Source organism: Variovorax paradoxus (assembly GCA_016806145.1).
Taxonomy (GTDB): domain Bacteria; phylum Pseudomonadota; class Gammaproteobacteria; order Burkholderiales; family Burkholderiaceae_C; genus Variovorax.
Genome location: CP063166.1, coordinates 5,951,524 through 5,978,027, shown reverse-complemented (window position 1 = coordinate 5,978,027; position 26,504 = coordinate 5,951,524). Strand labels below are relative to the sequence as shown.

Here is a 26,504-nt window from a genome sequence, read left to right as displayed (position 1 = left end):
CACACCGAGGTTCGTCGTCGGAAGGCCGCGCCGTGCGCCGGCGCGGCGCCTGGGCCGCGCGCTACTTGCGCTGCAGCATCTTCGTGACCTCGTCGACGTTCGACTGGATGCGCTGGCGCACCACCTCGAAGGCATCGGCCTGCGACTTGGCCGCGAGGTTGGCGAGTTCCTTGATGTCGTCGACCGCGCGCTGGAACGACTGGCGGCCGAGCGCGTCGAGCTTGGCGAGGCTTTCCTTCGGGTCCTTGCCGGGGATGTCCTTGGCGGCCGCCTGCCAGTCGGTGATCGCGCTCTTGATCATCTCGGTCTGGCGCTGCACCACCGTCTGCAGGCCCTGGAACGACTTCTCGTTGGCCTGCATCAGCGCCTGCAGGTCCTTGCGGCCGCTGTCGAGCAGCTTGCTCGCGCCGTCGGTCATGTTGAGGTTCTGCAGCCGCTCCGTCATGCCCTTGAGCGGGTTGAGCATGTCGGCCGCGCTGGGCGTCGACTGTCTCGCGGCGCTTCCGCTGCCGCTGGTGCCGGTGCTGGCAGTGGTCTTCTTGGCGGCGGCTTTCTTGGCAGTGGCCATGGTGCGGAATCTCCTGAGGACGTTGGACAAGATGGGGGCGGGACCGGCAGCGCACGCGCGCGGTCCGCCGCCACGATACGCCGCGGCGACCCTGCCGCGGCGATCGCGGCCGCGGAATTGCCTGGGGGATTTCCCGAAGGGATGGTGCGCGTTGCGGCGTCGGCGATCGATGCGGTGTCGCCGGGTAGCTGCAACGGCTTACATCGGCGGCGTGAAACCGTCGCGGCCGGCCACCACGCGCAGCGCGGTCGGCGTGCCGTTGCGCTCCTGCGCATTGACCAGCACCTTGGCGCCCGGCACCAGCAGCGCCTCGGTGCCGGCGCGGAAGGTCACGACCGGCACGTCGCGCGGCACGATCACGGTCTTCTCGCCGCCCTTGTAGGACAGGCGCAGCTGCTGCCCGCCGTGCACCGAGCGCGGCGCGGCCGCGAGGTCGGCCACGGTGGCGTTGGTCATGGTGCTCTGCGGCTGCAGGTCCCACGGATAGTGGCCCTCGCCGGTGCCGCGCGCGGCCTCGGGGAACACCACCACCTCGAGCGCCTTCTGCGTGCCGTCGGCCTGCGGCATCGCGGCGGTGCCGATGAAGCTGCCCTTCTTGATGTCGGACAGCTTGATGCGATAGACCTCCGACAGCGGCATGTCCGCGGGCCGCGCGAGGCTCACGACCTCGCCGCCGCGGTCCTTGACGACGAGCTTGCTCGCATCGGCATAGACCAGCGTGCCGCGCACGCGCACCACGGGTTGCGTGGCCTGCGCCTGCTGCGCGAAGGACAGGCCCGGCAAGGTGGCGAGGCCGAGCAAGGCCGCCGTGCAGAGCGCGCGGCGCGCGGTGGACGAAGAGGGGAGGGAGGGGCGGGATGAACGCATCGCAGAGGCTTTCGCGGAAAAAGTAGGCAAGCCGCGTTGTACGCCTCGACTCTGAGCCCTGCATGACGCGGGGTGTTGGCGCGTGCTCGCGTTCCGTGATGTGGGAAGTCCCGGCCGTTGGCGCCCATGTCCGGCACGTCTACAATCCGCCGCTTCCGAGGAGCGTTGCAGCGCCGTCAGGCGTGAGGCTCGGACCCATCGCAACCACGCTCATCCGCTGTTCTCGCGGTGAGTCTTTTCCCCCGATCGCAGTGGCCTCGTTCAAACACAGTTCTGGAGTTCACTTCACATGAGCGCTGTTCTCAAGCCCACCCCTGTTTCGTCCGCCGACCAGGCGATCGCCGACCTCTCGCTGGCCGCCTGGGGCCGCAAGGAAATCCGCATCGCCGAAACCGAGATGCCCGGCCTGATGGCCATCCGCGAGGAATTCGCCAAGAGCCAGCCGCTCAAGGGCGCGCGCATCACCGGCTCGCTGCACATGACGATCCAGACCGCGGTGCTGATCGAGACGCTGCAGGCCCTCGGCGCGCAGGTGCGCTGGGCCTCGTGCAACATCTTCTCGACGCAGGACCACGCGGCCGCCGCGATCGCCGCGTCGGGCACGCCGGTGTTCGCGATCAAGGGCGAGTCGCTCAAGGACTACTGGGACTACACCCACGCCATCTTCGACTTCGGTCCCAAGGACTCGAAGGGCGAAGGCCCGAACATGATCCTGGACGACGGCGGCGATGCCACGCTGCTGATGCATCTGGGCCAGCGCGCCGAGAAGGACCTGGGCGTGATCGCCAACCCGGGCAGCGAAGAGGAGCGCATCCTCTTCGCCGCGATCAAGGCCAAGCTGGCCGTCGATGCGACCTGGTACACGCGCAAGTCGGCCGAGATCATCGGCGTGACCGAAGAAACCACCACCGGCGTGCACCGCCTCAACGAGATGAGCGCCAAGGGCACGCTGCTGTTCCGCGCCATCAACGTCAACGACTCGGTCACCAAGAGCAAGTTCGACAACCTCTACGGCTGCCGCGAATCGCTGGTCGACGGCATCAAGCGCGCGACCGACGTGATGATCGCCGGCAAGGTGGCCTGCGTGGCCGGCTACGGCGACGTGGGCAAGGGCTCGGCCCAGGCGCTGCGCGCGCTGTCGGCGCAGGTGTGGGTCACCGAGATCGACCCGATCAACGCACTGCAGGCCGCGATGGAAGGCTACAAGGTCGTGACGATGGAGTACGCCGCCGACAAGGCCGACATCTTCGTGACCACCACCGGCAACAAGGACGTCATCACGCACGACACGATGGCGAAGATGAAGGACCAGGCCATCGTCTGCAACATCGGCCACTTCGACAACGAGATCGACGTCGCGTCGATCGAGAAGTACGAATGGGAAGAGATCAAGCCGCAGGTCGACCACATCACCTTCCCCGACGGCAAGAAGATCATCCTGCTGGCCAAGGGCCGCCTGGTGAACCTGGGCTGCGGCACGGGCCACCCGAGCTTCGTGATGTCGTCGTCGTTCGCGAACCAGACCATCGCGCAGATCGAGCTGTTCACCAAGCCCGACGCCTACCAGGCCGGCAAGGTCTACGTGCTGCCCAAGCACCTCGACGAGAAGGTCGCGCGCCTGCACCTGAAGAAGGTCGGCGCCATGCTCACCGAGCTGACCGACGCCCAGGCCGCCTACATCGGCGTGAGCAAGAACGGCCCCTACAAGCCGGACAGCTACCGCTACTGATCGCCGCGCATGCGAGCCGACCAGTTGCTGGTGGAACGCGGCCTCGCCGCCTCGCGCTCGCAGGCCGTGCGGCTCATCGCCGGCGGCATGCGCTGGCGCGATGCGGGCTCGACCGATGCGTGGCGTGCGGTCGCGAAGAACCGCGACGAGGTGCCCGAGTCGGCCGAGCTCGAGCTCGACGATGCGGCCGAGGCGCGCTATGTCTCGCGCGGCGGGCTCAAGCTCGAAGGCGCGCTCGAGGCCGGCGGCGTCGATGCCGCCGGCAAGCTGTGCCTCGACGTGGGCCAGTCGACCGGCGGCTTCACCGACTGCCTGCTGCAGCGCGGCGCCGCACGGGTGGTGGGCGTCGACGTCGGCCACGGGCAGCTGCATGCGAAGCTGCGCGAGGACGCGCGCGTGCTCGCCATCGAGGGCGTCAATGCGCGCGCGCTCTCGGCCGACGACCTGCAGGAAGAGGGCGAGGAGCCCTTCGACGAGCGCTTCGACCTGATCGTCGGCGACCTGTCCTTCATCTCGCTCACGCTGGTGCTGCCGGCCGTGGTGCAGTTCCTCGCGGACGACGGCCAGCTGCTGATGCTGGTCAAGCCGCAGTTCGAGCTGCAGCCGGGCCAGGTCGGCAAGGGCGGCATCGTGCGCGACGCGGCGATGTACGAGATCGTCGAGAAGCGCCTGCGCGATGCCTGCGCCGCGCTCGAGCTGCGCGTGCTGCGCTGGTTCGACAGCCCGATCGCCGGCGGCGACGGCAACCGCGAGTTTTTCATTCACGTCGTGCGCGCGACGGGCGCGGGCGGTTCCTAAGGAGACGCAGGTGCGCCTTCCGCTGAGTTTCGAATTCTTCCCGACCAAGACGCCCGAAGGCGCGGTCAAGCTGCGCGCGGCGCGCCAGCAGCTCTATGCGCGCAAGCCCGAGTTCTGTTCGGTCACCTACGGCGCGGGTGGCTCCACCCACCAGGGCACCTTCGGCGCGGTGCAGGAGATCCTGTCCGAGGGCGTGGACGCGGCCAGCCATTTCTCGTGCATCGGCGCCACGCGCGAGACGGTGCGCGCGCAGCTTGCCGAGCTCAAGGCCATGGGCGTGAAGCGCCTGGTCGCGCTGCGCGGCGACCTGCCCAGCGGCTACGGCGCCGGCGGCGAGTTCCAGTACGCGAGCGACCTCGTGGCCTTCATCCGCCAGGAGACCGGCCGCGACTTCCACATCGAGGTGGCCTGCTATCCCGAGGTGCATCCACAGGCGCGTTCGCCCGAGGCCGACCTGCAGGCCTTCGCGGCCAAGGTGAAGGCCGGCGCCGATTCGGCGATCACGCAGTACTTCTTCAGCGCCGATGCCTACTTCCGCTTCGTCGACGAGGCGCGCGCGCTCGGCATCGACACGCCGATCGTGCCCGGCATCATGCCGATCACCAGCTCGACGCAGCTGATGCGCTTCTCGGACGCCTGCGGCGCCGAGATCCCGCGCTGGATCCGGCTGCGGCTGCAGGCCTTCGGCGACGACACGGCCTCGATCAAGGCCTTCGGCCTCGACGTCGTGACCGACCTGTGCGCGCGGCTGCGCGAGGGCGGCGTGCCGGCGCTGCACTTCTACACGATGAACCAGTCGGCGGCCACGCTGGCTGTCCTGGAGCGCCTGGATTGAGAGGGGCGGCGCGGGCGCCTGGCTCGCTGCGCGGGGCGCTTCGCGCCGCGCTCGTGGCCTGCACCTGCGCGCTCGCGGGCTGCGCCATGCCGCCGGCCACCGAGGGCGGCGCGGCGCCCGGCGCCGTGGCACAGGAGAGTCTGTCGCCGATCCCGCGCCAGATGACGGTGCCGCCCGGCGCCGAGCCGCGTTCGAACGTGCCTTCGGTGCGCTACGACCTCGCGGTGACCGGGCCCGACGAACTGCCCGCCGACGGCCTGCCTGGCGACGAGCCGCGCGGCGAGGTGTTCGAGCGCGGCGGCGCATCGTGGTACGGCATCCAGTTCCATCAGCGCCGCACCGCCAGCGGCGAGCGTTTCGACATGGGCGCCCTCACGGCCGCCCACAAGACCCTGCCCTTCAACACCCGCGTGTGCGTGCGCAGCCTCGTCAACGGCAAGGAAGTGCTGGTGCGCGTGAACGACCGCGGCCCCTACACGCAGGGCCGCGTGATCGACCTGAGCCGCGCCGCGGCCGACCGCATCGGGCTCGCGAGCCTGGGCATCAAGCAGGTGGCGCTGACCGTCATCGACCGCGAGGGCATGCGCTGCGACGGCGAGGCGGCGGCGCCGGGCGAGACCGACACGCCCTCGCTCGACGTGGCGCCGCTGCGGCCGCAGGCCCAGCCCGCGGCGGCCCGCAAGGCGCCGGTGCGCCGCGCGCCGGTAAGGCGGCGCTGAGCGCGCGCCGCGCGGATCAGCCCGCGGCTTCGACCGTGAAGCCCGCGTTGCGGTCCTGCCCCAGCTTCTGCACCAGCTGCGGCAGCGCCGCCTCGAGCAGCGGCTTCAGCGTATAGGGCGGGTTGATCAAAAACATGCCGCTGGCCGGCAGGCCCGGGCGGCGCGTTTCGCCGCTGGGCGCGGTCGTGATCTTGCTCGACTTGACCGTCAGCGTGACGTTGAGCGAGGACTTGCCGGCCTTGGTCGCCATGGTCTTGAGCCGGCGCGGCAGGTCGTGCGCCTCGGGCCGCGGAATGATCGGATACCAGACCGCGTAGGTGCCGGTGGCGAAGCGCTTGAGCGCCTCGGCCATGAAGTCGAGCACTCGGCCGTAGTCGGTCTTGAGCTCGTAGCTCGGGTCCATCAGCACCAGCGCGCGCCGCGAGGGCGGCGGCAGGAATTTGGTGGCGCTGCCGAAGCCGTCCTCGTGCAGCACCGCGATCTGGCGGCCGGCCTCGAGCTGCGCGATGTTGGCCGTGAGCGTGCGGCTGTCGGTGGGATGCAGCTCGAACAGCTTGAGCCGGTCGTGGTCGCGCAGCAGGTGCTGCACGATGAACGGCGAGCCCGGGTAGACGCGGGCGCCGCCCTTGGCATTGAAGTCGTGGATCACCTCGAGGTAGCGCGCGAGCGCGTCGGCCAGCGGGGCCTCGGCCTCCTTGGCCGCCTTCTTGGCGGCGGCCGTCGTCGCGGGGGCGGGTGCCGGGGCCGGCGCGGCCTTGGGGTCGGCGACCAGGCGCAGCACGCCCTCGGCGGCCTCGCCGCTGGTGCCCGCGTAATCGCCATCGAGCCGGTACAGGCCGGCGCCCGCGTGGGTGTCGACCACCGTCAGGGCGGTCTCCTTTTCGAGCATGTGATCGAGCGTGGCGATCAGCACCAGGTGCTTGAGCACGTCGGCGTGATTGCCGGCATGGAAGGCGTGGCGGTAGCTGAACATGAGAAGAAGTACCTAAAAGGTGGAGGCATGCATCCGGCGAGATCGCTAGACTCGCGCGCCGGAAACATTAATTAACAAGAAAGAGGGCGCAAATGCGTGGAGCAGGGTGGAGATTCTGGGGCCTGTGCGTGGGTGCGGGCGTTTTGTCCATTTTGACGGGGTGCGCGTCGGTGACGCACGGCACCCAGCAGAGCGTGAAGATCGAGACGCTGACGGAGGCCGGCAAGACCGTCGAGGGCGCCCAATGCACGCTCACGAACGACCGCAACGGCATCGTGATGCGCTCGGGCGAAAGCGTCTCGGTGCGCCGTTCGGGCGCGCTGCTGAACATCGAATGCACGCAGCCGGGCCTGGCGCCGGCCACGGGGCAGGCGATTTCGCGCGTCAACACCGGCATGGTCGGCAACATCCTGATCGGCGGCGTGCTGGGCGCGGCCATCGATTCGGGCACCGGCGCCGGCTTCAACTACCCGAGCTGGATGCAGCTGGTGTTCGGCGAGGTGCGCAGCTTCGACCGCAGCGGCCAGACCGGCGACCAGCCGCTGGCGGGCATCCGCATCGGCGAGACCCGGCTGGCGGCGCCCTCCGTCGTGCCGCCGCCGCCCACTGCCATCGCGGTGACGCCGCCCCCGGTCGCGCCCACGCCCGCGCCGACGCCGCCGGTGGCCGAGCAGAAGCCCGCCGCGCCGCCGGTGGTGGCCGCCGTGCCGCCGGTGGTGGCCGCCGTGCCGCCGCCCGTCGCCGTCGCGCCGCCACCCGTCGCGCCCGTGGCCCCCGTCGTGCCGCCACCGGCGCCGCGCGCCGTCGGCGCGCGCGTCTCGATGGACGATCTCGGCGCGCTGCTTCCCGCCAAGCCATGAGGGCTCGCGTTCTCTGGCTGGCGGCGCTGCTGGTCGCCGGCCCCGCCGCGGCGCTCGAGCCCGACGCGCTGTTCGCCAAGGTGTCGGGCAGCGTCTGGGCCATCCGCACCTTCGACGCCCAGTCCCGGCCGCTCAGCGCCGGCAGCGCGGTCGTGATCGCGCCCGGCCGGCTCGTGACCAACTGCCATGTGCTGGCCAAGGCCAGCAGCTTCGTCGTGCGCCAGGAGAACGTGGCCTACGGCGCCACCCTCGAGTACCCCGACCCGCAACGCGACCTGTGCCAGGTCAAGGTGGCGAACTTCACCGCGCCGCCGGTTGCGCTGGCGCCCGCGGGCAGCGCGCGCGTGGGACAGCGCGTCTACGCCATCGGCAATCCGCGCGGCCTCGAGAACACCCTCAGCGACGGCATCCTGTCGGGCCTGCGCGGCGAAGAGGGCGAGCGCCTGCTGCAGACCACCGCGGCCATCGCGCCCGGCTCGAGCGGCGGCGGACTGTTCGACAGCGAAGGCCGGCTGCTGGGCATCACGACCTTCGCCGCCCGGGATGGCGGCAGCCTGAATTTCGCGGTGCCGGCGGAATGGCTGGCCGAACTGCCGGCGCGCGCGAAGACCGCGCTGGAAGCACGCGCCGTCGGCGCCAGCGGCGCCGACGGCAACGGCCGCGGCGCGCCCGCGGCGGGCCGTCCGGGGGCGCCACGGCTCGGCGAGGTGTTCGAATACGCGCTGATCGACGGCCTCACGGGCGTGCGGACGCCGGTGCGCTACCGGGTCGACCGGATCGAGGGCGAGAACGTCTATTACAACCAGGGCGGGCGGGTCGAGAAGGCCGATGGCCAGCTGGTGTCGGCGACCTCGCCGGCCGGCGGGCTGTTCGACGCGGCCGCGCCGCCCGGCGGCTGGACCCGGCCCGCGATGACGCCGGGCATGCGCTGGCGCAGCGAGTACACCTCGGCCTCCAGCGGGGAGACGGTGCGTTACGCGCTCGATGCCGCGGTGATCGGCACGAGCCGCCTGACCGTCGACGGCGAGGCGCTGAGCGTGCAGCAGATCGCCTACGACGGCTGGATGTTCGCGCTCGTGGGCACCGGGCCCGCGCAGGCGCTGCCCTTCAAGGCGACGGTCTCCTACGCGCCCGACCTGGGCCGGGTGGTCCGTTTCGAGGCCGAATACCGCCGCGTCTTCCTCGGCATGACGCGCGAGACGCTGGAGCTGGTGCGGGTCTGGCGCTGAGCCCGCAGCGGGCGTTCGAGGGGCTCGAAGGGGCGGCCATCCCGAAAATTGCCCGCCAACCCCGATTCTTCGTATAATCGCGGGCTTCGCAGCGTTTTTGTGGCCCCGCGGCGAAGTACTTCCACCACCTAAGAGATTCCCACCAGAGGAAAACCGACCGTGGAAAAGGGCCCGCCAAACCCTCTTACGAAAAGAGAAATCTCATGACCACGTTCAGCGCAAAACCCGCTGACGTGAAGCACGAGTGGTTTGTGATTGACGCGACCGACAAGGTCCTCGGACGGGTAGCCAGCGAAGTTGCCCTCCGTCTGCGCGGCAAGCACAAGGCCATTTATACGCCTCACGTCGATACCGGTGACTTCATCGTCATCATCAACGCAGCCCAGCTGCGCGTCACCGGCGCCAAGTCCATCGACAAGGTGTACTACCGTCACTCGGGTTACCCGGGCGGCATCACGGCGACGAACTTCCGCGACATGCAGTCGAAGCACCCCGGCCGCGCGCTGGAAAAGGCCGTCAAGGGCATGCTGCCCAAGGGCCCGCTCGGCTACGCCATGATCAAGAAACTCAAGGTGTACGGTGGTGCAGAGCATCCGCACACCGCCCAACAGCCCAAAGTGCTGGAACTGTAAGGAGCCTTGAGAATGATTGGTGAATGGAACAACGGCACCGGCCGTCGCAAATCCAGCGTCGCTCGCGTGTTCCTGAAGAAGGGCACCGGCAAGATCACGGTCAACGGCAAGGACATCCAAGCGTTCTTCGGCCGCGAGACCTCGATCATGATCGCCAAGCAACCGCTGGCGCTGACGAACAACCTCGAAGCCTTCGACGTCATGGTGAACGTGCACGGCGGCGGCGAATCGGGTCAGGCCGGCGCAACCCGCCACGGCATCACCCGTGCGCTGATCGACTACGACGCGAGCCTCAAGCCGGTGCTGAGCCAGGCCGGCTTCGTCACCCGCGACGCGCGTGAAGTCGAACGTAAGAAGGTCGGTCTGCACTCCGCACGCCGCCGCAAGCAGTTCTCGAAGCGCTGATCTCCAGCCTTCGCCTGCCGAGAAAACCGCCTTCGGGCGGTTTTTTTCATGGGCATTGCCGCCGGATCGGCCTTGCCGCCGTGTGGTTGCGACCCCACTTGCATTGGGTGCACCGCCCGCGGCCCCGGCTCCAAAGCCCGCATTGCAGTAGCATTCCCTCCCTTGGCCGCATGTTCCGGCCCCTCTCCAGGAGTTTCCCCTCATGAGCGCCCTTGCCGAAAACATCCAGACCCAGATGCCCGAACCGATCGTCTTCACCGACAGCGCGGCCGCCAAGGTGGCCGACCTGATCGCCGAAGAAGGCAATCCCGACCTCAAGCTGCGCGTGTTCGTCCAGGGTGGCGGCTGCTCGGGCTTCCAGTACGGCTTCACCTTCGACGAGATCACCAACGAAGACGACACGACCATGACCAAGAACGGCGTGTCGCTGCTGATCGATGCCATGAGCTACCAGTACCTGGTCGGCGCCGAGATCGACTACAAGGAAGACCTGCAGGGCGCCCAGTTCGTGATCAAGAACCCGAACGCCACCAGCACCTGCGGCTGCGGCTCCAGCTTCTCGGCCTGATCCACCGATGGTGCCTGCCCGCGGCGCACCATCCCCCCACGAAGCCGCCTCCGGGCGGCTTTTTGCTTTGCGCCTCCCTCCCCGCCCATGCCGCCCGACACCGCCGTAGCCAACACCGCCGTCGCCCCCGCCCGCAAGAGCCTGCTGTGGCTCGTGGCGGTGGGCTTCTTCATGCAGACGCTGGACGCCACCATCATCAACACGGCGTTGCCGGCGATGGCGGCCAGCCTCGGCGAGAGCCCGCTGCGCATGCAGTCGGTGGTGGTGGCCTATGCGCTGACCATGGCGATGCTGATCCCGGCCTCGGGCTGGATCGCCGACCGCTTCGGCACCCGGCGCGTGTTCTTCGCGGCCATCGTGCTGTTCGGGCTGGGCTCGGTGCTGTGCGCGCTCTCGCACGGGCTGGGCCAGCTGGTGGCCGCGCGCGTGGTGCAGGGCCTCGGCGGCGCGCTGCTGCTGCCGGTGGGTCGGCTGGCGCTGCTGCGCACCGTGCCGCGCGGCGAATTCCTGCAGGCGATGAGCTTCGTGGCCATTCCCGGCCTGATCGGCCCGCTGCTCGGGCCCACGCTGGGCGGCTGGCTGGTGCAGTACGCCTCGTGGCACTGGATCTTCCTGATCAACGTGCCGGTGGGCCTGGCCGGCTGCATCGCCACCTTGCGCTTCATGCCCGACCTGCGCGGCGCCGCGCTGCGGCGCTTCGACGCCGTGGGCTACGGCCTGCTGGCCTTCGGCATGGTGGCGATCTCGCTCTCGCTCGACGGCGTGGCCGAACTCGGCCTGCGCCAGGGCGGCGTGATGGTGGTGCTGATCTTCGGTTTCGCGAGCGTGGTGGCCTACTGGCTGCGCGCGGCGCGCACGCCCGACCCGCTGTTCGCGCCCTCGCTGTTCAAGGTGCCGACCCTGAGCATCGGCCTGCTCGGCAACCTGTTCTCGCGCCTGGGCAGCAGCTGCATGCCCTTCCTGGTGCCGCTGCTGCTGCAGGTGTCGATGGGCTATTCGCCGGTGCGCGCGGGCCTGATGATGCTGCCGGTGGCGCTGGCCGGCATGGCGATGAAGCGCTTCGCCACGCCGCTGATCACGCGCCACGGCTACCGCAAGGTGCTGGTGGTCAACACGGCGCTGGTGGGGCTCGCGATGGCCAGCTTCGGCCTCACTGCGCCGGGCCAGCCCTTCGCGCTGCATGTGCTGCAGCTGCTGTTCTTCGGCGCGGTCAATTCGCTGCAGTTCACCGCGATGAACACGATCACCCTCAAGGACCTCGACGGCAGCATGGCCAGCAGCGGCAACAGCCTGCTGTCGATGGTGCAGATGCTCGCCATGAGCATGGGCGTGGCCGCCGCGGGCGCGGTGCTGGCGGGTTACAACGGCATCTTCGGCACCGACACGGCAGTGCGCACGCTCGATGCCTTCCAGGCCACCTTCGCCAGCATGGGCCTGATCACGGTGGCTTCGGCGCTCATCTTCTGGCATCTGCCGGCGGAGGTGCGGGCGTCGCGGCCCGCGCAGCCCGAGGTCTCGGGCCAGGGCTGAGTCAGGCCGGGTAGATCGCGCCCAGCACGCGCGCGCCGCGGGCGCCGGTCACACTGGCGAGGTTGCCGCTCTCGCGCCGCACCGTGGCGCGCGCCAGCCAGGCGAAGGCGGCCGCCTCCACCTGCTGCGGCGGCAGGCCGCGTTCGTTCGAGGCCACCACGGCGATGCCCGGCAGCAGCGCGCGCAGCCGCGACAGCAGGTGGCCGTTGAGCGCGCCGCCGCCGCAGACGATCAGCAGCTTGCTCTCTTTTCCGTAGCGAAGCAGGTCGGCGGCGCAGGTGCTGGCCGTCAGCTCGGCGAGCGTCGCCTGCACGTCGACCGGGGCATCGCCCGCGCCGGTGCCCACGTGCGCGGCCAGCCATTCGGGATTGAACAGGTCGCGCCCGGTGCTCTTGGGCGGGGCCTTGGCGAAGAAGGGCTCGCCCTGCAGCCGCGCGAGCAGCTCGGGCAGTACCGTGCCGCTCGCGGCCCACTGGCCGTCGAGGTCGAAGGGCTGGCCGTGGTAGCGCTGGCACCAGTGGTCCATCAGCGCGTTGCCGGGGCCGCAGTCGAAGCCCAGCACCACCGCGCCCTCGGGCGCGTCGCTGGCCGGCAGCAGGCTCAGGTTCGAGATGCCGCCGAGGTTCAGCACCGCGATCGGCTCGCCGGGCCCGGCGAACAGCGCCCGGTGGAAGGCCGGCACCAGCGGCGCGCCCTGGCCGCCGGCCGCGAGGTCGCGGCTGCGGAAGTCGGCCACCACGTCGATGCCGCAGAGCTCGGCCAGCAGCGACGGGTTGTTGAGCTGCAGCGTGTAGCCGACCTCGTCGAATTCGCCGGGCCGATGGCGCACGGTCTGGCCATGCACACCGACGGCACGGACCGCGCCGGGCTCGAGGCCGGCATCGGCCAGCAGCTGCGCGACCACGCCCGCGTAGACGCGCGCCAGCCCGTTGCCGGCGAGCGCCGCGCGGTGCAGTTCGTTGTCGCCCGGGGTGTTGAGGGCCATCAGCTCGCCGCGCAGGCCGACCGGGAAGGGGGCGCTGGCGTAGCCGGTGACCGAGATCCCACCGTCGGAGAGGTCGGCGAGCACGCCGTCCACGCCATCGAGCGAGGTGCCCGACATCAGTCCGATGTAGAGGTCGCCGGTGGCCATGGGGCTGGGGGAGCGGCCGGATGTTCCGGCGCTTCTATATATGAGAGGAGGAGCGCGGCGCTCAGTCCGCGCTGGCCTGCACCACCGAGAACGCGGCGGCCAGTTCGTTGCGCGCGCCGACGGCGATGCGCTCGAAGGCCGGGCGCATCGCGGCGGTGATCGGGGCGCCGCCTTCCTGCGCGATCGAGGTCGGGTTCTGGTAGACGCCGTTGACCCGGAATTCGAAGTGCAGGTGCGGACCGGTGGCCCAGCCCGTGGAGCCCACGGCGCCGACGGTCTGGCCCTGGCTCACGCTCTGGCCGGCCTTGACGTCGATGCGGCTCAGGTGCGCATAGGCCGTCTGCTGGTTGTTGCGGTGGTTGATGATGACGATGTTGCCGTAGCCGTTCTGCGTGCCGGCGAAATCGACCGTGCCGTCGCCGACCGTGCGCACGGCGGTGCCGGTGGGCGCCGCGTAGTCGATGCCGTTGTGCTGGCGCCAGCTGTTGAGGATCGGATGCATGCGCATCGCGAAGCCGCTCGACACGCGCGTGAATTCCACCGGCGTCGCGAGGTAGGCCTTGCGCAGGCTGTCGCCGTTCGGGCGGTAGTAGCTGCCCTTCTGACCCGCGCCCGGCGGCTGGAACCACACGGCCTGGTGGATCTTGCCGTTGTTCTCGAACTCGGCCGAGAGCACGCGGCCGCTGCGCAGCGCCTGGCCGTCGGCCTCGAAGGTTTCGTAGACCACGGCGAAGCGGTCGCCCTTGCGCAGCTGGCGCACGTCGACGTCGCCCGCGAAGATGTCGGCCAGCTGGCTGGCGACGCCATCGGGGATGCGCGCCTCGTCGGTGGCGGCGAACAGCGAGCTGCGGATGGTGCCGCTGGCCAGGCGGGCGCCCGGCGTGAGGGTGTCGCGCTCGGTCAGGGCCACGAAGCCCACGGGCGTGCGTTCGACCACGAAGCGCTTGAAGCCGCCGTCGCCGTCGGGAATCCAGCGCGCGCTGAGCTTCTTGAGCTGATTGTCCTGGGTGGCCTCGGCGGTCACGGTGCGGCCGGCGCGCGCGAACAGCGCGGTGCGGGCCTCGCCGCTGCCGCGCACGAAGGCGCTGGCGGCCGGGTCGGAGATGCCCAGGCGCTTGAGCAGCGCCTCGGCGGTGTCGCTCGAGCGGGTGACGTCGGTGCGGAACAGCGTGAAGCTGAAGTCCTCGAGCGACGTGGCCTGTTCGGCGAACGACAGGGGGGCGGAGGTGGCTTCGAGCACCTGGTGGACCGGGAGGTCCGAGGCGTCGGGTCCGAGCGAAGCCACGGCGAGGGTTCCGGCGCTCAGCAGCGCCGCCGCGATGATCGCGGTGATCTGCTTGGGGTAGGTCCGGAACGTATAGGCCACGCGAGAAGCGAGAAGCTCCTCGGCGGCAAGAATGCCGTTGATCAAACTTTGAATTCCAGCTCAGGTTTCTGCAGATCCGTCGGCAAAGCCCAGAGCGGTCAGGGCGGCGGGACGGTGCGGAAAAAGCGCCGCTTAGAATCCGGCGCTTGAAAAGTCGGGCGAGTATAGCTTCCGCACTCCAAAAGTCAGCCAAAAAAAGCCCATGAACGCCGAATCTGTTACATCCGTGGCCCTTTCAAATAGTGTAGGACGCGCGCTCGAAATCTCCCTCCGGGGGGCTGACGAACTGCTCCCCCAGGACGAATGGGTGCGCAAGCTGCAGCGCTCCGAGGCCACCGGCACCCCGCTGCGCATCAAGCTCGGCCTCGACCCGACCGCGCCCGACATCCACATTGGCCATACGGTGGTGCTCAACAAGATGCGCCAGCTCCAGGACCTGGGGCACCGCGTGATCTTCCTGATCGGCGACTTCACCACCACCATCGGCGACCCCTCGGGCCGCAACAGCACGCGTCCGCCGCTCACGCGCGAGCAGATCGAGGCCAATGCCCAGACCTACTACAAGCAGGCCAGCCTGGTGCTCGATCCCGAGAAGACCGAGATCCGCTACAACTCCGAGTGGAGCGACCCGCTGGGCGCGCGCGGCATGATCCAGCTGGCCGCCAAGTACACGGTGGCGCGGATGATGGAGCGCGACGACTTCAACAGGCGCTTCAAGGCCGGCCAGTCGATCTCGGTGCACGAGTTCCTCTACCCGCTGATGCAGGGCTACGACTCGGTGGCGCTCAAGAGCGACCTCGAGCTCGGCGGCACCGACCAGAAGTTCAACCTGCTCGTGGGCCGGCACCTGCAGCAGGAATACGGCCAGGAACCGCAGTGCATACTCACTATGCCGCTGCTGGAAGGGCTCGATGGCGTCGAGAAGATGTCCAAGAGCAAGAACAACTACATCGGCATCAGCGAAGACGCCAACACCATGTACGCCAAGGTGCTGTCGATCTCCGACGACCTGATGTGGCGCTGGTACACGCTGCTGAGCTTCCGTTCGCTCGAGGAGATCGCCGCGCTCAAGGCCGAGATCGAGGGCGGGCGCAATCCCAAGGACGCCAAGGTCGCGCTCGCCAAGGAGATCACGGCGCGCTTCCACAGCCCGGCGGCGGCCGAGGCGGCCGAGCAGGATTTCGTCAACCGCAGCAAGGGCGGCGTGCCCGACGAGATTCCCGAAGTGAGCGTGGCCGGCGCCCCGCTGGGCATCGGCCAGCTGCTCAAGCAGGCCAACCTCGCGGCCTCGTCCGGCGAGGGCAACCGGCTGATCGACGGCGGCGGCGTGCGCATCGACGGCGCGGTGGTCAGCGACAAGGGGCTCAAGCTGCCGGCCGGCAGCTACGTGGTGCAGGTCGGCAAGCGCAAGTTCGCGCGCGTGACGCTGTCCTGAACCGGGCGCGCCAAAAGCAAGAAGGCCGGGGCGATCCCGGCCTTCTTGCCTGGCGAGCGCGCTTCAGCGCACCTCGATCGTCACGCGCCGGTTGCGCGGCTCGTCGACCTCGTCGGCCGTCGGCACCGCCAGTTCGCGTTCGCCGCGGCCCGCGGCCTCGATGCGGTTGGCCGGGAAACGGCGCTCGATGAAGAGCTGCGCCACTTCCTGCGCGCGGCGGCGCGAGAGCACGTCGTTGTTCTGCAGCGTGCCCTTGGTGTCGGTGTGGCCGACCACCACGATGTCGCCGCCGGGGCGTGTCTGGGCGGCGGTCAGCGCCTCTTCCATGATCTTCTGCGAGGCGGCGGTCAGCGTGATGGTGCCGAGCTCGAAGTACACCGTGTAGCGCTGCGAGGGCGGCGGGCGCATCTCGAACAGCGGCTTGTTCTCGGCCTGCACCTTGGCCGCGTCGGCGGCATCGACCACCGGCGCGCCCGAGGCGCCCTTCCTGGCCGTGGCGCGCTGGTAGGGCTGCGACAGCACCTCCTCGCCATCCTTGGCGCGCACCACCACCGCCGACGCGGAGCCGTCGGCCTGCGGCAGCAGCACCACGCGGGTGGCGGGCGAGGAACAGGCCGCGAGCAGCGCGACCAGCAGCGCGGCACCGAGGAAGCGCAGGCGGGAGGAAAGGAGGGAACTGGAACCGGAACGCATCATGGCTGGCCGTCGGTCTGGACGATGAAGTCGGTGCCGCGGATGCCGATGGTTGCCGTCTGGGTCTCGACGCGCACCGCGTCGGGGTTGGTCTTGCCGATCAGGCCGGTGATCATGCGCATCGAGCCGCGCAGCAGCGAGACGAGCAGTCCGCCCTCGTGGGTGGTGGCGTCGAAGTGGAACTGCTTGAGGTCGAGCCGCGAGGACGGGCCGACCACCAGCGTGGTGTCGTCGCGCAGCACGACCGCGGCCGAGGAATCGGGGCCGGTCACGATCCGGTCGACCGAGGCCAGCGCGTCGCCGGGCACGGCGTTGCGCGCGGTGGCGGCGGCGCTCAGCAGCTTGACGTCGCCGCGCACCGACTTCACGAAGCCGGCCTGGCGCTCGGGGGCGGCGGCGGTTGCGGTTGCCGCGGGCGTGCCCGGGGCGGTCTGCGCCTGCGAGATCGCCGCGGCGCCGAACAGCGCGCAGCCCAGCAGGGGCAGTAGGAATTTCTTGTGCATCATCAGGTTTTCCGCGAACTGTTTCGGGGCGGACACAATTATTAATGCCAAGGCGTTACACCTGGACACGAACATGATAATTCGGTGCCTATCTGCGGCCTTTTACCGTTTTTCCTGTCGCTTGTCGCCGTCAACGCCCCCCGGGCACGCATGAACCTCACACCCAAGACACTGCTGCGGGCCTCCATCGCGGTGGCCCTGGTCACGATTGTGCTCAAGGGCCTCGCGGGCTACATCACCCATTCGATGGGCCTGATCTCGGACGCCATGGAGTCCTTCGTGAACCTGGCCAGCGCCACCTTCGCGCTGGCCATGGTGACGATCGCCGAACGCCCGGCCGACGAGGGCCATCCCTATGGCCACCACAAGGCCGAGTACTTCTCCTCGGGCTTCGAGGGCATCCTGATCGTGGGCGCGGCCGTCGCGATCTTCTGGGTCTCGGTGCAGCGGCTGCTGGCGCCGCAGCCGCTCGAGCAGCTCGGCTGGGGCCTCGCGCTGTCGATCGTCAGCTCGGGCCTGAACGCCGGGCTCGCGTGGCTGCTGTTCCGTGCCGCCCGGGCCCGCCGCTCGATCGCGCTCGAGGCCGACGCGCGCCACCTGATGGCCGACGTCTGGACCTCGGCCGCGGTGCTGGTGGGCATCGTCGCGGTGCACTTCACGGGCTGGCTCTGGCTCGACCCGCTGCTGGCCATCGGCGTGGCGCTCAACATCGCGCGCGAGGGCGTGAAGCTGGTCTGGCGTTCCTCGCAGGGCCTGATGGACGAGGCGCTCGAGCCCGAGACCCAGGCGCTGCTGCGCGCCACGCTCGAGCGCTTCGCCGCCGGCGTGCCCGAGGGCGGCCGGCTGCGCTTCGACGACATCTTCACGCGCAGCGCCGGCCAGCGCCGCTTCGCCGACCTGCACATGCACGTGCCCGGCGACTGGACCCTGCAGCGCGCCGCCGCCCTGCGCGACGCGCTCGAGCAGGCCCTGATGGACGCCGTGCCCGGCCTGCGCGTGACCATCCAGCTGCTGCCGCTGGGCATGGAAGCCCGCGCCACCCAGCTTCCGCCAGACAACCCCGAGGAATCCCATCCATGAAAGCAGTGCTCCAGCGCGTGGCACAGGCGCGCGTCGACATCGCGGGCCGCACCGTCGGCGAGATCGGCGCCGGGCTGCTGGTGCTGCTGTGCGCCGAGCGCGGCGACAGCGACGCCGCGGCCGACCGCATGCTCGCCAAGATGCTCAAGCTGCGCATCTTTTCCGACGAGGCCGGCAAGATGAACCGCAGCGTGCAGGACATCGGCGGCGGCCTGCTGGTGGTGAGCCAGTTCACGCTCGCGGCCGACGTGAGCGGCGGCAACCGCCCGAGCTTCACGCTCGCGGCGCCGCCCGACGAGGGCCGCCGGCTCTACGACCACTTCGTCGCGAAGGCGCGCGCCGCGCATCCCGTGGTGGCCACGGGCGAGTTCGGCGCCGACATGCAGGTGCACCTGCTCAACGACGGGCCGGTCACGATTCCGCTGCAGATGAGCTGAGGGCCGCGTCGGCCCCGTTTCAGTCGCGCCGCAGCAGCGCTTCCCACGCCACCTTCGGGTGCTCGTAGCGGTCGATGCTCAGTTCCTCGAGCTGCGCGATGCGCCAGCCGCGCGCGAACAGCCGCTGCACCGTGGCGCGCTCGAAGAAGCGCTTGGGAGCGCCGTCGACCAGATAGAGGTTGTCCTCGTCCGGGCGCCCCGGGCCGCAGCCGCCGTAGTGCCGGTCGTTGACCGAGTTGAGCCGGCACAGCAGCACGCCGCCGGGCCGCAGCAGCGCATGGATGCGCTCGACCAGTTCCAGCGTCTGGTCCCATTCGAAATAGTGCAGCGACAGGCTCGCGAGCACGACGCCGATGCGCTGCCCCTTGGCCAGCGGAAAGGGCGCGCGGAAATCCTGGTGGTGCACGCGCACGCCCGCCAGGCGCCGCTCGCGCGCGGCATCCGCAGCTTGCGCCGACAGCTCGATCGCCTCCACGCGCAGCCCCGCGGCCGCCAGCGTGGCGCTGTCGCGGCCGTCGCCGCAGCCCAGTTCGAGCACCGGATCGGCGCCCGCGCATTCGGCCAGCAGCGGCAACCAGCGCACGAGCCACGGGTCGGTGCCATCCACGCCCATCGGTGCGCGCCGTCTCAGCGGTTGTAGGGATCGCGGATGCCCAGCCCCGCGAGGATCTCGATCTCGCGCGCTTCCATCGCCTCGGCGTCTTCTTCGCCGGTCTCGTGGTCCCAGCCCTGCGCATGCAGCGTGCCGTGCACCAGCAGGTGCGCGTAGTGCGCGGCCAGCGTCTTGCGCTGTTCCTTCGCCTCGCGCGCCACCACCGGCGCGCACAGCACCAGGTCGGCCATCACCAGCGGCGCCTGCGCATAGTCGAAGGTCAGCACGTTGGTCGCGTAGTCCTTGCCGCGGAATTCGCGGTTCAGCTGCTGGCCCTCGTCGGCATCGACGATGCGCACCGTGATCTCGGCGTCGGCATCGAGCGCATGGCGGATCCAGCGCGTCACGCCGTGGCGCGGCAGTGCGGCGCGGTGCCGTTCCACGCCCTTGAAGCGCCCGAACTGCAGCGACAGGGTGAGTGCGGCCAGCGCCATCTCAGTGCCCGCCCGCGCCGGCGCGCTTGCGCTGGCCGTCGTAGGCGTCGACGATGCGCGCCACCAGCGGATGGCGCACCACGTCGGCGCTCGTGAAGTGCGTGATCGCGATGCCGTTCACGCGCCGCAGCACGCGCTCGGCGTCGATCAGGCCGCTGAGCTGCTGCTTGGGCAGGTCGATCTGGCTCACGTCGCCCGTCACCACCGCCTTGGCGCCGAAGCCGATGCGCGTGAGGAACATCTTCATCTGCTCGGGCGTGGTGTTCTGCGCCTCGTCGAGGATCACGAAGGCGTTGTTGAGCGTGCGCCCGCGCATGAAGGCCAGCGGCGCGATCTCCAGCGCGTTGCGCTCGAAGGCCTTCTGCACCTTCTCGAAGCCCATCAGGTCGTAGAGCGCGTCGTACAGCGGCCGCAGGTAGGGGTCGACCTTCTGCGTCAGGTCGCCCGGCAGGAAGCCCAGGCGTTCGCCGGCCTCGACCGCCGGGCGCGTGAGCACGATGCGCTGCACCGCGCTGCGCTCGAGCGCGTCGACCGCGCAGGCCACCGCGAGGTAGGTCTTGCCGGTGCCGGCCGGGCCGATGCCGAAGGTGATGTCGTGCTTGGCGATGTTGTCGAGGTACAGGCCCTGCGTGGGCGTGCGCGCGCGCAGGTCGGCGCGCCGGGTGGCGAGCGTGATCGCGCTGTCGACGTCCTCGTCCATCGAGCCATCGCCGGCCAGCGTGAGCTGCACCACGGCTGCATCGATCGGGCGCTGGGCGATCTCGTAGAGCGCCTGCAACACGTCCATCGCGCGCTGCGCGTTGACCTTGGGGCCGTCGATCTTGAACTGCTCGTGGCGGTGCGCGATCTTCACCGCGAGCGCTTCCTCGATGCGGCGCAGGTGGGCGTCGAGCGGGCCGCACAGGTGGCCCAGGCGCGTGTTGTTGGGCGGAGCGAAGGTGTGTCGCAGAATCACGCGGTTTCCATTTCCATCTTTGTTGGTAGCCCATGCAAGACCGGCCCTGCTCGAAAAAACACGATTCAGCGCGGGAAACACCGCGGAACCGGCTTTGCCGGGCCGCTGGTGTTGCCCCCTCGAGGGGGGAGGCGGCTACACGAAGTGAGCAAGCAACGGGGGTGGGCCAATGATAGGCAAACTCACCGGAACCCTGGCGGAGCGCAATCCGCCGCAGGTCGTGATCGACTGCAACGGCGTCGGCTACGAGGTCGACGTGCCGATGAGCACCTTCTACAACCTGCCCGGCGTCGGCGCCAAGATCTCGCTGCTCACGCACTTCATCGTGCGCGAGGACGCGCAGATTCTCTACGGCTTCGGCAGCGCCGAGGAGCGCGCCGCCTTCCGTCAGCTCATCAAGATCTCGGGCGTGGGCCCGCGCACCGCGCTGGGCGTGCTCTCGGGCATGAGCGTGGGCGAGCTGTCGCAGGCCGTCACCCTGCAGGAGGCCGGCCGGCTGGTGAAGGTGCCCGGCATCGGCAAGAAGATCGCCGAGCGCCTCTTGCTCGAGCTCAAGGGCAAGCTCGGCGCCGACATCGGCCTGCCCGCGCACATCGCCTCCGATGCCCAGGCCGACATCCTGCAGGCGCTGGTCGCGCTGGGCTACAGCGACAAGGAAGCGGCCGCCGCGCTCAAGGCACTGCCGAAGGACGTGAGCGTGAGCGACGGCATCAAGCTGGCGCTGAAGGCGCTGGCGAAGTAGACAACGCGCTCGGGCATGCCCCACCGCGACTGCTGCGCCACGCGCGAGGCAGGCGCGATCCCTCGCCAAAAGTGAATACCTTTGGCATAGACTGCTCACCGAGAAAAAGGGCGCAGCCCATCCGGTGGTACCCGCCAGGCCGGGCCCCCGGAAAACCGGAGCACGAGGAGCGGGGTGCCACATGTCTTTCGAGAATCTCGAACAGGGGTTGCTGACGGCGATCGACCACGTGCACGGGGCCGCCATCGGCGAGATGAGCTGGAGCCTGGCCCTGGAGGCCGTCTGCGATGTCCTCGGTGCGCGGGCCGCGGACCTCAACATGTTCGATGCAGACACCCTCGACTATCTGGCCTTCCACCCGGCGCGCGTCGACCCCTTCGTGCTGACCTACATCGCCGACTACATGAGCGATGTCACCCACGAGAACCCGCGCGTCGCGCAGCTCTACCTGCCGATGGCGGAAGGCCGCATCGTGGCCGACAGCGACGTCTGGACGACGCGCGAGCTCGGCCGCATGCCCTTCTTCGCGGACTTCCTGCAGCCCTGGGGCACCTTCGATTCCCTCAACACCTGGGTCCGGCGCCGCAGCGACGGATCGCCGCTGATCGCGCTGGCGGTCCACTACCGCAAGCAGGACTGCCCACCCCAGGCCGAGCATCGGCGCAGGCTGGCCATGCTGCTGCCGCACATCCGGCGCGCCTGCGCCACCGCGGAAAGGCTGGACGAAGCGCTGCTGCGGGTCGCGGGGCTGGAGCAGGCGATCGAGCATGCGCGCGAGCCGATCGTCCTGCTCAGCGAAGGCGCGCGAATACTGCATGCGAGCGGCGCGGCGCGGGCCTTGCTGCAGCGGGAGCGGGGGCTTTTCCTCGGGCCCGACGAGACGCTGCGTTTTCGGAGCACGGCACACCAGGACGCCTTGCGCGCCGCGCTGCGGCGATGCCGCCCTGGCGCCACCGCGTTGCAGGATGCCCATGCCTCGCCGTCGGCCCGAATCGTGATTCCGCAGGCCGGCGGCGCCCCGCTGGTGCTCACGGTCCAGCCGCTGCCCGGCACGCGGCGCCATCACTCGGCCGCCGTGGCCGCGCTGTTCATCCACGCGCCGCAGCAAGTCGGCGCCCACGAGGTCGGCGCGCTGCGTGAGGCCTACGGCTTGACGCCCGCCGAGATCCAGGTCGTGTGCGGCCTCGTGAACGGCACCTCGCTGAAGAAGCTGGCGCAGCAGCGCGAGATCTCCTACGAAACCGTCCGCTCGCAACTGCGCCAGATCTTCGCGAAGACCGGCACCCACCGGCAGTCCGCGCTGGTCGGCCTGGTGCGTGGCGTTCGCTAGCCAGCGCGCGGGCCAGCCGTCAGGCGCAGCGTCCCCTGTAGCCCGCTCCGGCCTCGTAGCGCCATCGGCCCTTGCCGCGGTGCGCGGTCGAGCAGGCCCACCACTGGACCCGGCCGTTGAGGATGTTGCCCTCGCCGCGTCCCGGGCTCAGCGTGCTCAGCCCGCCATTGGGGCAGCGGAAGGCTTCCGAGCTGTCGAAGAAGTTCTTGGTCTGGCGCGGGTTCTCGACGCAGAAGCCGACGTCGACCGGAAAGCTGCATCGGTTGACGAGCGTCCGGTTCTGGACGCTCACGCAGTGGCTGTCGTTCTCGCTGGCGAACGCTCCCGCGCAAGCGCCGAGAAGGGTGGCGCAGGCGAGCGAAGCGCGCAGGGCGCGCGGTCTGCCGAGGATGGTCATGTCCGTCTCCTTCATGCCGAGGGTTCGACGGACGCATCGTGACCATGCCTCGCGGCAGGATCATCCCCCGTTTGGAGTACGCGGCGGCTGCGCTTCCTGACCGCGCAACGCTGCCACCAGCGCGCCCAGCAGCGCATGCGTCTCGACCAGGCTCGGCCCGTGCACCGGCTGCGGCCAGGCGCTGTGGATCGCGACCACGAGCCCTTCCTTCGGATGGATGTAGAGCTGCTGCCCGAAGATGCCGAGCGCGGCGAACAGGCCGCCGTCGAATTCGGGCAGCGCCTGCGCGCCGCGCGGGAAGGTCCACCACTGGTAGCCGTATCCCATCGGCTCGTAGCCCTCGAGCGTGCCGGGTGCGAGCCGCTGCGCGGGGTCGGCGCGCGTGGCGTCGCGCAGCCAGCCCTCGGGCAGCACGCGCTGTCCGCCGGCCATGCCGCCGCCGAGGATGAACAGGCCGAAGCGGCCGAAGTCGCGCAGGGTCGCGTTGACGCCGCTGCCCGCGAACTCCTGGCCGCCCGGCGCATCGAGCTGCCAGTAGGCATCGGCCTCCATGCCGAAGGGCGCCCAGATCCTGCGCGACAGGTAGTCGCCGATCGGCTCGCGCAGCGCGCCGGCCAGGATCCTGCCGACGAGGTAGGTCTCGCCGGTGCTGTAGTTGAAGCGCGTGCCGGCCGGCGCCACGCGCGGCAGCGTCGCCATGAAGGCGAGCACCGCGCCCGCGTCCCGGTCGAGCTGCGCGCGCAGCATGCGGCGGCGGTGGGAGGCCGGGTCGAGGTAGTCCTCGTTCCAGGCCACGCCCGAGCTCATCTGCAGCACCTGCCGCAGCGTGACGCCGTCGTAGGCCGAACCGCGCAGCGCGGGCACGTAGGCGACCACCAGGTCGTCGAGGCTCGCGATCAGGCCGTCGTGCAGCGCCGCGCCCACGAGCGTGGAGGCGATCGACTTCGCGACCGAGAACGACATCCAGCGCGTGGCCGCGTCGTTGCCCATCGCGTAGCGCTCGAGCACCACGTGGCCGTCCTTGATCGCCAGCAGGCCCGCCGTGCGGTTGCGCGCCATGAACGCGTCGATGCCGAACTCCGCGTCGCCCGCGCGGTAGCGCACGTCGACCGCGCGGCCCGCGGGCAGCGGATGGACCTGCGCGCCGCGCTTGATCGTGCGCGTCGCATAGAGCCGGTCCATGTGGCGGTAGGTGGGCGCCTGCAGCTCGGGCGCCAGCGTCATCAGGTCCTCGAGCCGGCCGATGGCCTCGGTGTCCGCCATGCGGCAGCTCCTTACTTGCCAGGCTTGGCCGGGCGGTTCAGCCCCAGCGTCGGCGTCTCGTCGAAGAAGTTCCAGGGCTTGAGCAGCGCATGCACCCACTCGGTGGGCATGATCGGCCACTCCTCGGCGCGCGCGACGTGGGTGGTGCCGGTGGTGAGCCAGACCACGTTGTCGGTGTTCACGATCGCCTGGTCGTCGGCGGTGAACTGGCCCAGGCCCGTGTCCTTGTTCGAGCGGTTCGGGTACTTGCCCTCGGGGAACTGCTCCTCGGGGTCGTAGCGCGTCACCCAGAGCTGGCGGTCCATGAAGCTCAGTCGGTGGTTGATCCACTCGTCCTGCGCGAAGTTGGCGCCCTTGGCGATCGGGTGCGTGCCGCCCGCGTAGGGAATGAGCTGGTACGAGACCGGGTTGCCGACCTTGTTGTTCTTGGCCGGATTGCTCAGCAGCCGGATCGTCGACGGGTCGAACTTCTGCGCCGCCTGCCGCTCGGTCGCCACCGTGCGCTGCACCGTCTGCATGGTGCTGGTGCGCGGGCCGCCGCGGGTGTTGGGCAGCACCACCGGATCGACCTCGGTCAGCGAGTTGTTCTCGCCGTCCACGTCGAGGTCGAGCCGGAAGTTGTAGATGTGCTGGTGCGTGGTGCCGACGATGTGGTGGTCGAGCAGGGTGCCGTAGCGCGTGTCCTCGGCGGCGGTCGCGTCCTGCATGGTGCGCGACTTCACGCCCTTCACGGCCTCGATGCCGGTGGCGCCCGCGTTGATGCCGATGGTGCCGTTCTCGGCGAACACCCAGTCGAACAGGTAGTCGTAGTTGCCCACCGTGCTGATCCAGCGCACCACCAGTTCGCGCCGCTCGGTGCTCACGTTGGGCTTGCCCATCTCCTGGTGCTTGAACTCGGGATCGGCATAGCGCTCGAAGACCGCGATCGCGCGCGGCACCTTCACGGGCGCGCCGGTGTAGTCGGCCAGCGTGGCGTCGAGCAGCACCGCGTTCTGCGGCGCGTCCTTCTCGGGCTCGATCGGCGAGGTCAGCGTGCCCATGCCGTATTCGCCCGAGTCGAGGTAGGCCTTGAAGTACCAGCCGGTGTCGGGGTCGCCGTAGGGCACGATCATCCCGCCCAGCGAGCCCTCGTACATCACCTTGCGCTTGGTGCCCTTGTCGTTGTAGGTCACGGTCGAGAGCACCAGGCCCACGCGCGAGTCGAGCCGCAGGTGGAAGTCCCAGTTGCGCCAGTGCAGCATGTTGCCGGCGATGGTGTAGTTCTTGCCCTCGGGCTCGGTGATCTCCAGCGGCTTGGGCGCGGGCGTGCCGGCGCGATCGCGGCCGTCGTAGGGCGTGGGCTTGAGCGGCACCGGCACCAGGCCGCCGTCCTCGATCTTCAGCACCTTCTTCTGCTCGAGGTCGACCACCGCCACCAGGCCCTCGATCGGGTGCGCCCAGTAGTTGCCGTCGCCCACGTCGAGGTAGCTCACCACCTTGAGCAGGCGGTCTTCCTGGCGCAGCGAATCCTTGCCGTCGAAGTAGCCCACGGTCAGCGGCGTGGCCACCACCTTCTTCACGTCGTCGATGCCGCGCGTGGCGAGCGCCTTCGCATAGTCGGCGCTGGCCTCGATCGCGCTCTGCACGGTGGCGAAGTCGTCGAGCAGCACCATGCCGTGCGCGCCTTCCACCGGCTTCCACTCGAGCAGCTTGCGTGCCGCGAGGTCGATGCTGCCCTCGATCACCTTCTTGCCGTCGAGCGCGACGAAGCTCGCCTGCCGCGCGGCGCGCACCGGCTGGCCCGAGAGCGCGAAGGCCCAGACCTGGTCCTTGGGCGGGCGCTTGAGGCTGATCTCGGTGAAGCGCAGGCCGGGCCTGTAGTTGCCCGAGGCCTTGATCGTCTCGAGCGCGGCCTGGATCTCCTCGGCCGACAGCGGATTGAGCGGATTCGGCGTGCGCTCGACCACGAAGGTGCGGTCCAGGCTGGACTGGAACACCTGGTTGATGAAGTCGTGCGGCACCCAGGCCGCGCCCTTGCGCAGCACCACCGGCACGTCGAGCTGCAGCGGCTGGCCGTTGATCAGCGCGGTCTTCGAGCCGGGCTTGATGCGCACCAGCGTGCCGTTGCGCGCCACCGTCCAGACGTTGGCGAAGCTGTCGAAGCGCACGGTGGCGCCGAAATCCTCGACCGTCTTCTTGAGCGGCACCATGTGGGCAGCGCCGCCATGGGCCTGGGCGTTGCCGGCCGCGAGCGGGCCGAGGGCCAGCGCGAGCGCGGTGGCAAGAAGGGTGCGGGTGGTGCCGCGGACCGGCGTTCGGTGGTGGCTGCTGCGCATGGACGACTGTTCCCTTTTCTTCGCATGTTGTGACGAGCGACAGCGAAGTTAAGGGCG

28 protein-coding genes and 1 riboswitch are annotated in these 26,504 nt (G+C 69.8%); of the genes, 15 read left to right on the top strand and 13 right to left on the bottom strand.

Annotated features, from left to right (window positions below):
- Window positions 1-61 precede the first annotated feature (61 nt).
- Together phaP and INQ48_28005 are read right to left on the bottom strand one after the other, a co-directional pair.
- Entirely contained in the window at window positions 62-568 is a 507-nt protein-coding gene (gene phaP, locus INQ48_28010; GenBank protein QRF57108.1) for a TIGR01841 family phasin, read from the bottom strand.
- A 198-nt stretch (window positions 569-766) separates the two neighbouring features.
- Window positions 767-1,435, bottom strand: a complete 669-nt coding sequence (locus INQ48_28005) for a hypothetical protein (GenBank protein QRF57107.1) — start codon at window positions 1,433-1,435, stop codon at window positions 767-769.
- Window positions 1,436-1,585: 150 nt separating this feature from the next.
- Window positions 1,586-1,654: riboswitch (S-adenosyl-L-homocysteine riboswitch) on the top strand.
- 70 nt (window positions 1,655-1,724) lie between these two features.
- Between INQ48_28005 and INQ48_28000 the strand changes: the two genes are divergently transcribed.
- From INQ48_28000 to INQ48_27985, 4 genes are all read left to right on the top strand, one after another.
- Window positions 1,725-3,164, top strand: coding sequence for an adenosylhomocysteinase (locus INQ48_28000; protein ID QRF57106.1), 1,440 nt, complete (start codon window positions 1,725-1,727; stop codon window positions 3,162-3,164).
- A gap of 9 nt (window positions 3,165-3,173) precedes the next feature.
- A complete protein-coding gene (locus tag INQ48_27995) occupies window positions 3,174-3,962 on the top strand; it encodes a TlyA family RNA methyltransferase (GenBank protein QRF57105.1) in 789 nt (262 codons plus the stop codon).
- 10 nt (window positions 3,963-3,972) lie between these two features.
- The gene (gene metF / locus INQ48_27990; protein ID QRF57104.1) at window positions 3,973-4,797 is read left to right on the top strand and encodes a methylenetetrahydrofolate reductase [NAD(P)H]; all 825 of its coding nucleotides are present in this window, start codon (window positions 3,973-3,975) and stop codon (window positions 4,795-4,797) included.
- An 86-nt stretch (window positions 4,798-4,883) separates the two neighbouring features.
- Window positions 4,884-5,516, top strand: a complete 633-nt coding sequence (locus INQ48_27985; protein QRF60932.1) for a septal ring lytic transglycosylase RlpA family protein — start codon at window positions 4,884-4,886, stop codon at window positions 5,514-5,516.
- A 16-nt stretch (window positions 5,517-5,532) separates the two neighbouring features.
- Here the strand turns inward: INQ48_27985 and INQ48_27980 are convergent, their stop codons facing one another.
- Entirely contained in the window at window positions 5,533-6,489 is a 957-nt protein-coding gene (locus INQ48_27980; protein ID QRF57103.1) for a 23S rRNA (adenine(2030)-N(6))-methyltransferase RlmJ, read from the bottom strand.
- A gap of 170 nt (window positions 6,490-6,659) precedes the next feature.
- Here INQ48_27980 and INQ48_27975 point away from each other — a divergent pair, with 170 nt between their 5' ends.
- From INQ48_27975 to mdtD, 6 genes are all read left to right on the top strand, one after another.
- A complete protein-coding gene (locus tag INQ48_27975; protein QRF57102.1) occupies window positions 6,660-7,349 on the top strand; it encodes a hypothetical protein in 690 nt (229 codons plus the stop codon).
- The gene (locus INQ48_27970) at window positions 7,346-8,578 is read left to right on the top strand and encodes a trypsin-like peptidase domain-containing protein (protein ID QRF57101.1); all 1,233 of its coding nucleotides are present in this window, start codon (window positions 7,346-7,348) and stop codon (window positions 8,576-8,578) included. Before INQ48_27975 ends, INQ48_27970 begins: the two co-directional genes overlap by 4 nt.
- 203 nt (window positions 8,579-8,781) lie before the next feature.
- Window positions 8,782-9,210, top strand: a complete 429-nt coding sequence (gene rplM, locus INQ48_27965) for a 50S ribosomal protein L13 (GenBank protein QRF57100.1) — start codon at window positions 8,782-8,784, stop codon at window positions 9,208-9,210.
- A 12-nt stretch (window positions 9,211-9,222) separates the two neighbouring features.
- On the top strand, window positions 9,223-9,615 hold the full coding sequence (rpsI, locus tag INQ48_27960; protein ID QRF57099.1) for a 30S ribosomal protein S9: 393 nt from the start codon (window positions 9,223-9,225) through the stop codon (window positions 9,613-9,615).
- A 202-nt stretch (window positions 9,616-9,817) separates the two neighbouring features.
- On the top strand, window positions 9,818-10,183 hold the full coding sequence (erpA, locus tag INQ48_27955; GenBank protein QRF57098.1) for an iron-sulfur cluster insertion protein ErpA: 366 nt from the start codon (window positions 9,818-9,820) through the stop codon (window positions 10,181-10,183).
- Between the two features lie 87 nt (window positions 10,184-10,270).
- Complete coding sequence (gene mdtD / locus INQ48_27950; protein ID QRF57097.1) at window positions 10,271-11,713, top strand: multidrug transporter subunit MdtD; 1,443 nt, start codon at window positions 10,271-10,273, stop codon at window positions 11,711-11,713.
- A gap of 1 nt (window position 11,714) precedes the next feature.
- Here the strand turns inward: mdtD and INQ48_27945 are convergent, their stop codons facing one another.
- Together INQ48_27945 and INQ48_27940 are read right to left on the bottom strand one after the other, a co-directional pair.
- Window positions 11,715-12,845 carry an anhydro-N-acetylmuramic acid kinase gene (locus tag INQ48_27945; protein ID QRF57096.1) on the bottom strand — a complete coding sequence of 377 codons (1,131 nt, stop codon included), beginning with the start codon at window positions 12,843-12,845 and terminating at the stop codon, window positions 11,715-11,717.
- Between the two features lie 61 nt (window positions 12,846-12,906).
- Window positions 12,907-14,256, bottom strand: coding sequence for a M23 family metallopeptidase (locus INQ48_27940; GenBank protein ID QRF57095.1), 1,350 nt, complete (start codon window positions 14,254-14,256; stop codon window positions 12,907-12,909).
- Window positions 14,257-14,413: 157 nt separating this feature from the next.
- Here INQ48_27940 and INQ48_27935 point away from each other — a divergent pair, with 157 nt between their 5' ends.
- Entirely contained in the window at window positions 14,414-15,646 is a 1,233-nt protein-coding gene (locus INQ48_27935) for a tyrosine--tRNA ligase (GenBank protein QRF57094.1), read from the top strand.
- 63 nt (window positions 15,647-15,709) lie between these two features.
- Here the strand turns inward: INQ48_27935 and INQ48_27930 are convergent, their stop codons facing one another.
- Both INQ48_27930 and INQ48_27925 read right to left on the bottom strand, forming a co-directional pair.
- Window positions 15,710-16,339, bottom strand: coding sequence for an OmpA family protein (locus tag INQ48_27930; protein ID QRF60931.1), 630 nt, complete (start codon window positions 16,337-16,339; stop codon window positions 15,710-15,712).
- Window positions 16,339-16,842 carry a FecR domain-containing protein gene (locus INQ48_27925; GenBank protein QRF60930.1) on the bottom strand — a complete coding sequence of 168 codons (504 nt, stop codon included), beginning with the start codon at window positions 16,840-16,842 and terminating at the stop codon, window positions 16,339-16,341. The genes INQ48_27930 and INQ48_27925 overlap by 1 nt, the downstream gene beginning before the upstream one ends.
- Window positions 16,843-16,992: 150 nt before the next feature.
- Here INQ48_27925 and INQ48_27920 point away from each other — a divergent pair, with 150 nt between their 5' ends.
- Together INQ48_27920 and INQ48_27915 are read left to right on the top strand one after the other, a co-directional pair.
- Window positions 16,993-17,922: a cation transporter gene (locus INQ48_27920; protein ID QRF57093.1), complete on the top strand. Its 930-nt coding sequence runs from the start codon at window positions 16,993-16,995 to the stop codon at window positions 17,920-17,922.
- Window positions 17,919-18,359 (top strand): D-tyrosyl-tRNA(Tyr) deacylase, encoded by a 441-nt coding sequence (locus tag INQ48_27915; protein QRF57092.1) that lies wholly within the window; start codon window positions 17,919-17,921, stop codon window positions 18,357-18,359. The genes INQ48_27920 and INQ48_27915 overlap by 4 nt, the downstream gene beginning before the upstream one ends.
- 19 nt (window positions 18,360-18,378) lie before the next feature.
- Here the strand turns inward: INQ48_27915 and INQ48_27910 are convergent, their stop codons facing one another.
- From INQ48_27910 to INQ48_27900, 3 genes are read right to left on the bottom strand one after another with little or no spacing between them, the layout of a single operon-like run.
- Complete coding sequence (locus INQ48_27910) at window positions 18,379-18,972, bottom strand: class I SAM-dependent methyltransferase (protein QRF57091.1); 594 nt, start codon at window positions 18,970-18,972, stop codon at window positions 18,379-18,381.
- Window positions 18,973-18,986: 14 nt separating this feature from the next.
- Window positions 18,987-19,445: an rRNA maturation RNase YbeY gene (gene ybeY, locus INQ48_27905; GenBank protein ID QRF57090.1), complete on the bottom strand. Its 459-nt coding sequence runs from the start codon at window positions 19,443-19,445 to the stop codon at window positions 18,987-18,989.
- Window position 19,446: 1 nt separating this feature from the next.
- The gene (locus tag INQ48_27900) at window positions 19,447-20,400 is read right to left on the bottom strand and encodes a PhoH family protein (protein ID QRF57089.1); all 954 of its coding nucleotides are present in this window, start codon (window positions 20,398-20,400) and stop codon (window positions 19,447-19,449) included.
- Between the two features lie 169 nt (window positions 20,401-20,569).
- Between INQ48_27900 and ruvA the strand changes: the two genes are divergently transcribed.
- A complete protein-coding gene (ruvA, locus tag INQ48_27895; GenBank protein QRF57088.1) occupies window positions 20,570-21,142 on the top strand; it encodes a Holliday junction branch migration protein RuvA in 573 nt (190 codons plus the stop codon).
- A gap of 181 nt (window positions 21,143-21,323) precedes the next feature.
- Window positions 21,324-22,472 (top strand): helix-turn-helix transcriptional regulator, encoded by a 1,149-nt coding sequence (locus INQ48_27890; GenBank protein QRF57087.1) that lies wholly within the window; start codon window positions 21,324-21,326, stop codon window positions 22,470-22,472.
- A gap of 19 nt (window positions 22,473-22,491) precedes the next feature.
- Here the strand turns inward: INQ48_27890 and INQ48_27885 are convergent, their stop codons facing one another.
- The 3 genes from INQ48_27885 to tynA form a co-directional block, all read right to left on the bottom strand.
- Window positions 22,492-22,869, bottom strand: a complete 378-nt coding sequence (locus INQ48_27885; GenBank protein ID QRF57086.1) for a hypothetical protein — start codon at window positions 22,867-22,869, stop codon at window positions 22,492-22,494.
- A 60-nt stretch (window positions 22,870-22,929) separates the two neighbouring features.
- A complete protein-coding gene (locus INQ48_27880) occupies window positions 22,930-24,051 on the bottom strand; it encodes a beta-lactamase family protein (GenBank protein ID QRF60929.1) in 1,122 nt (373 codons plus the stop codon).
- 92 nt (window positions 24,052-24,143) lie between these two features.
- Window positions 24,144-26,447 (bottom strand): primary-amine oxidase, encoded by a 2,304-nt coding sequence (tynA, locus tag INQ48_27875; protein ID QRF57085.1) that lies wholly within the window; start codon window positions 26,445-26,447, stop codon window positions 24,144-24,146.
- Window positions 26,448-26,504 lie beyond the last annotated feature (57 nt).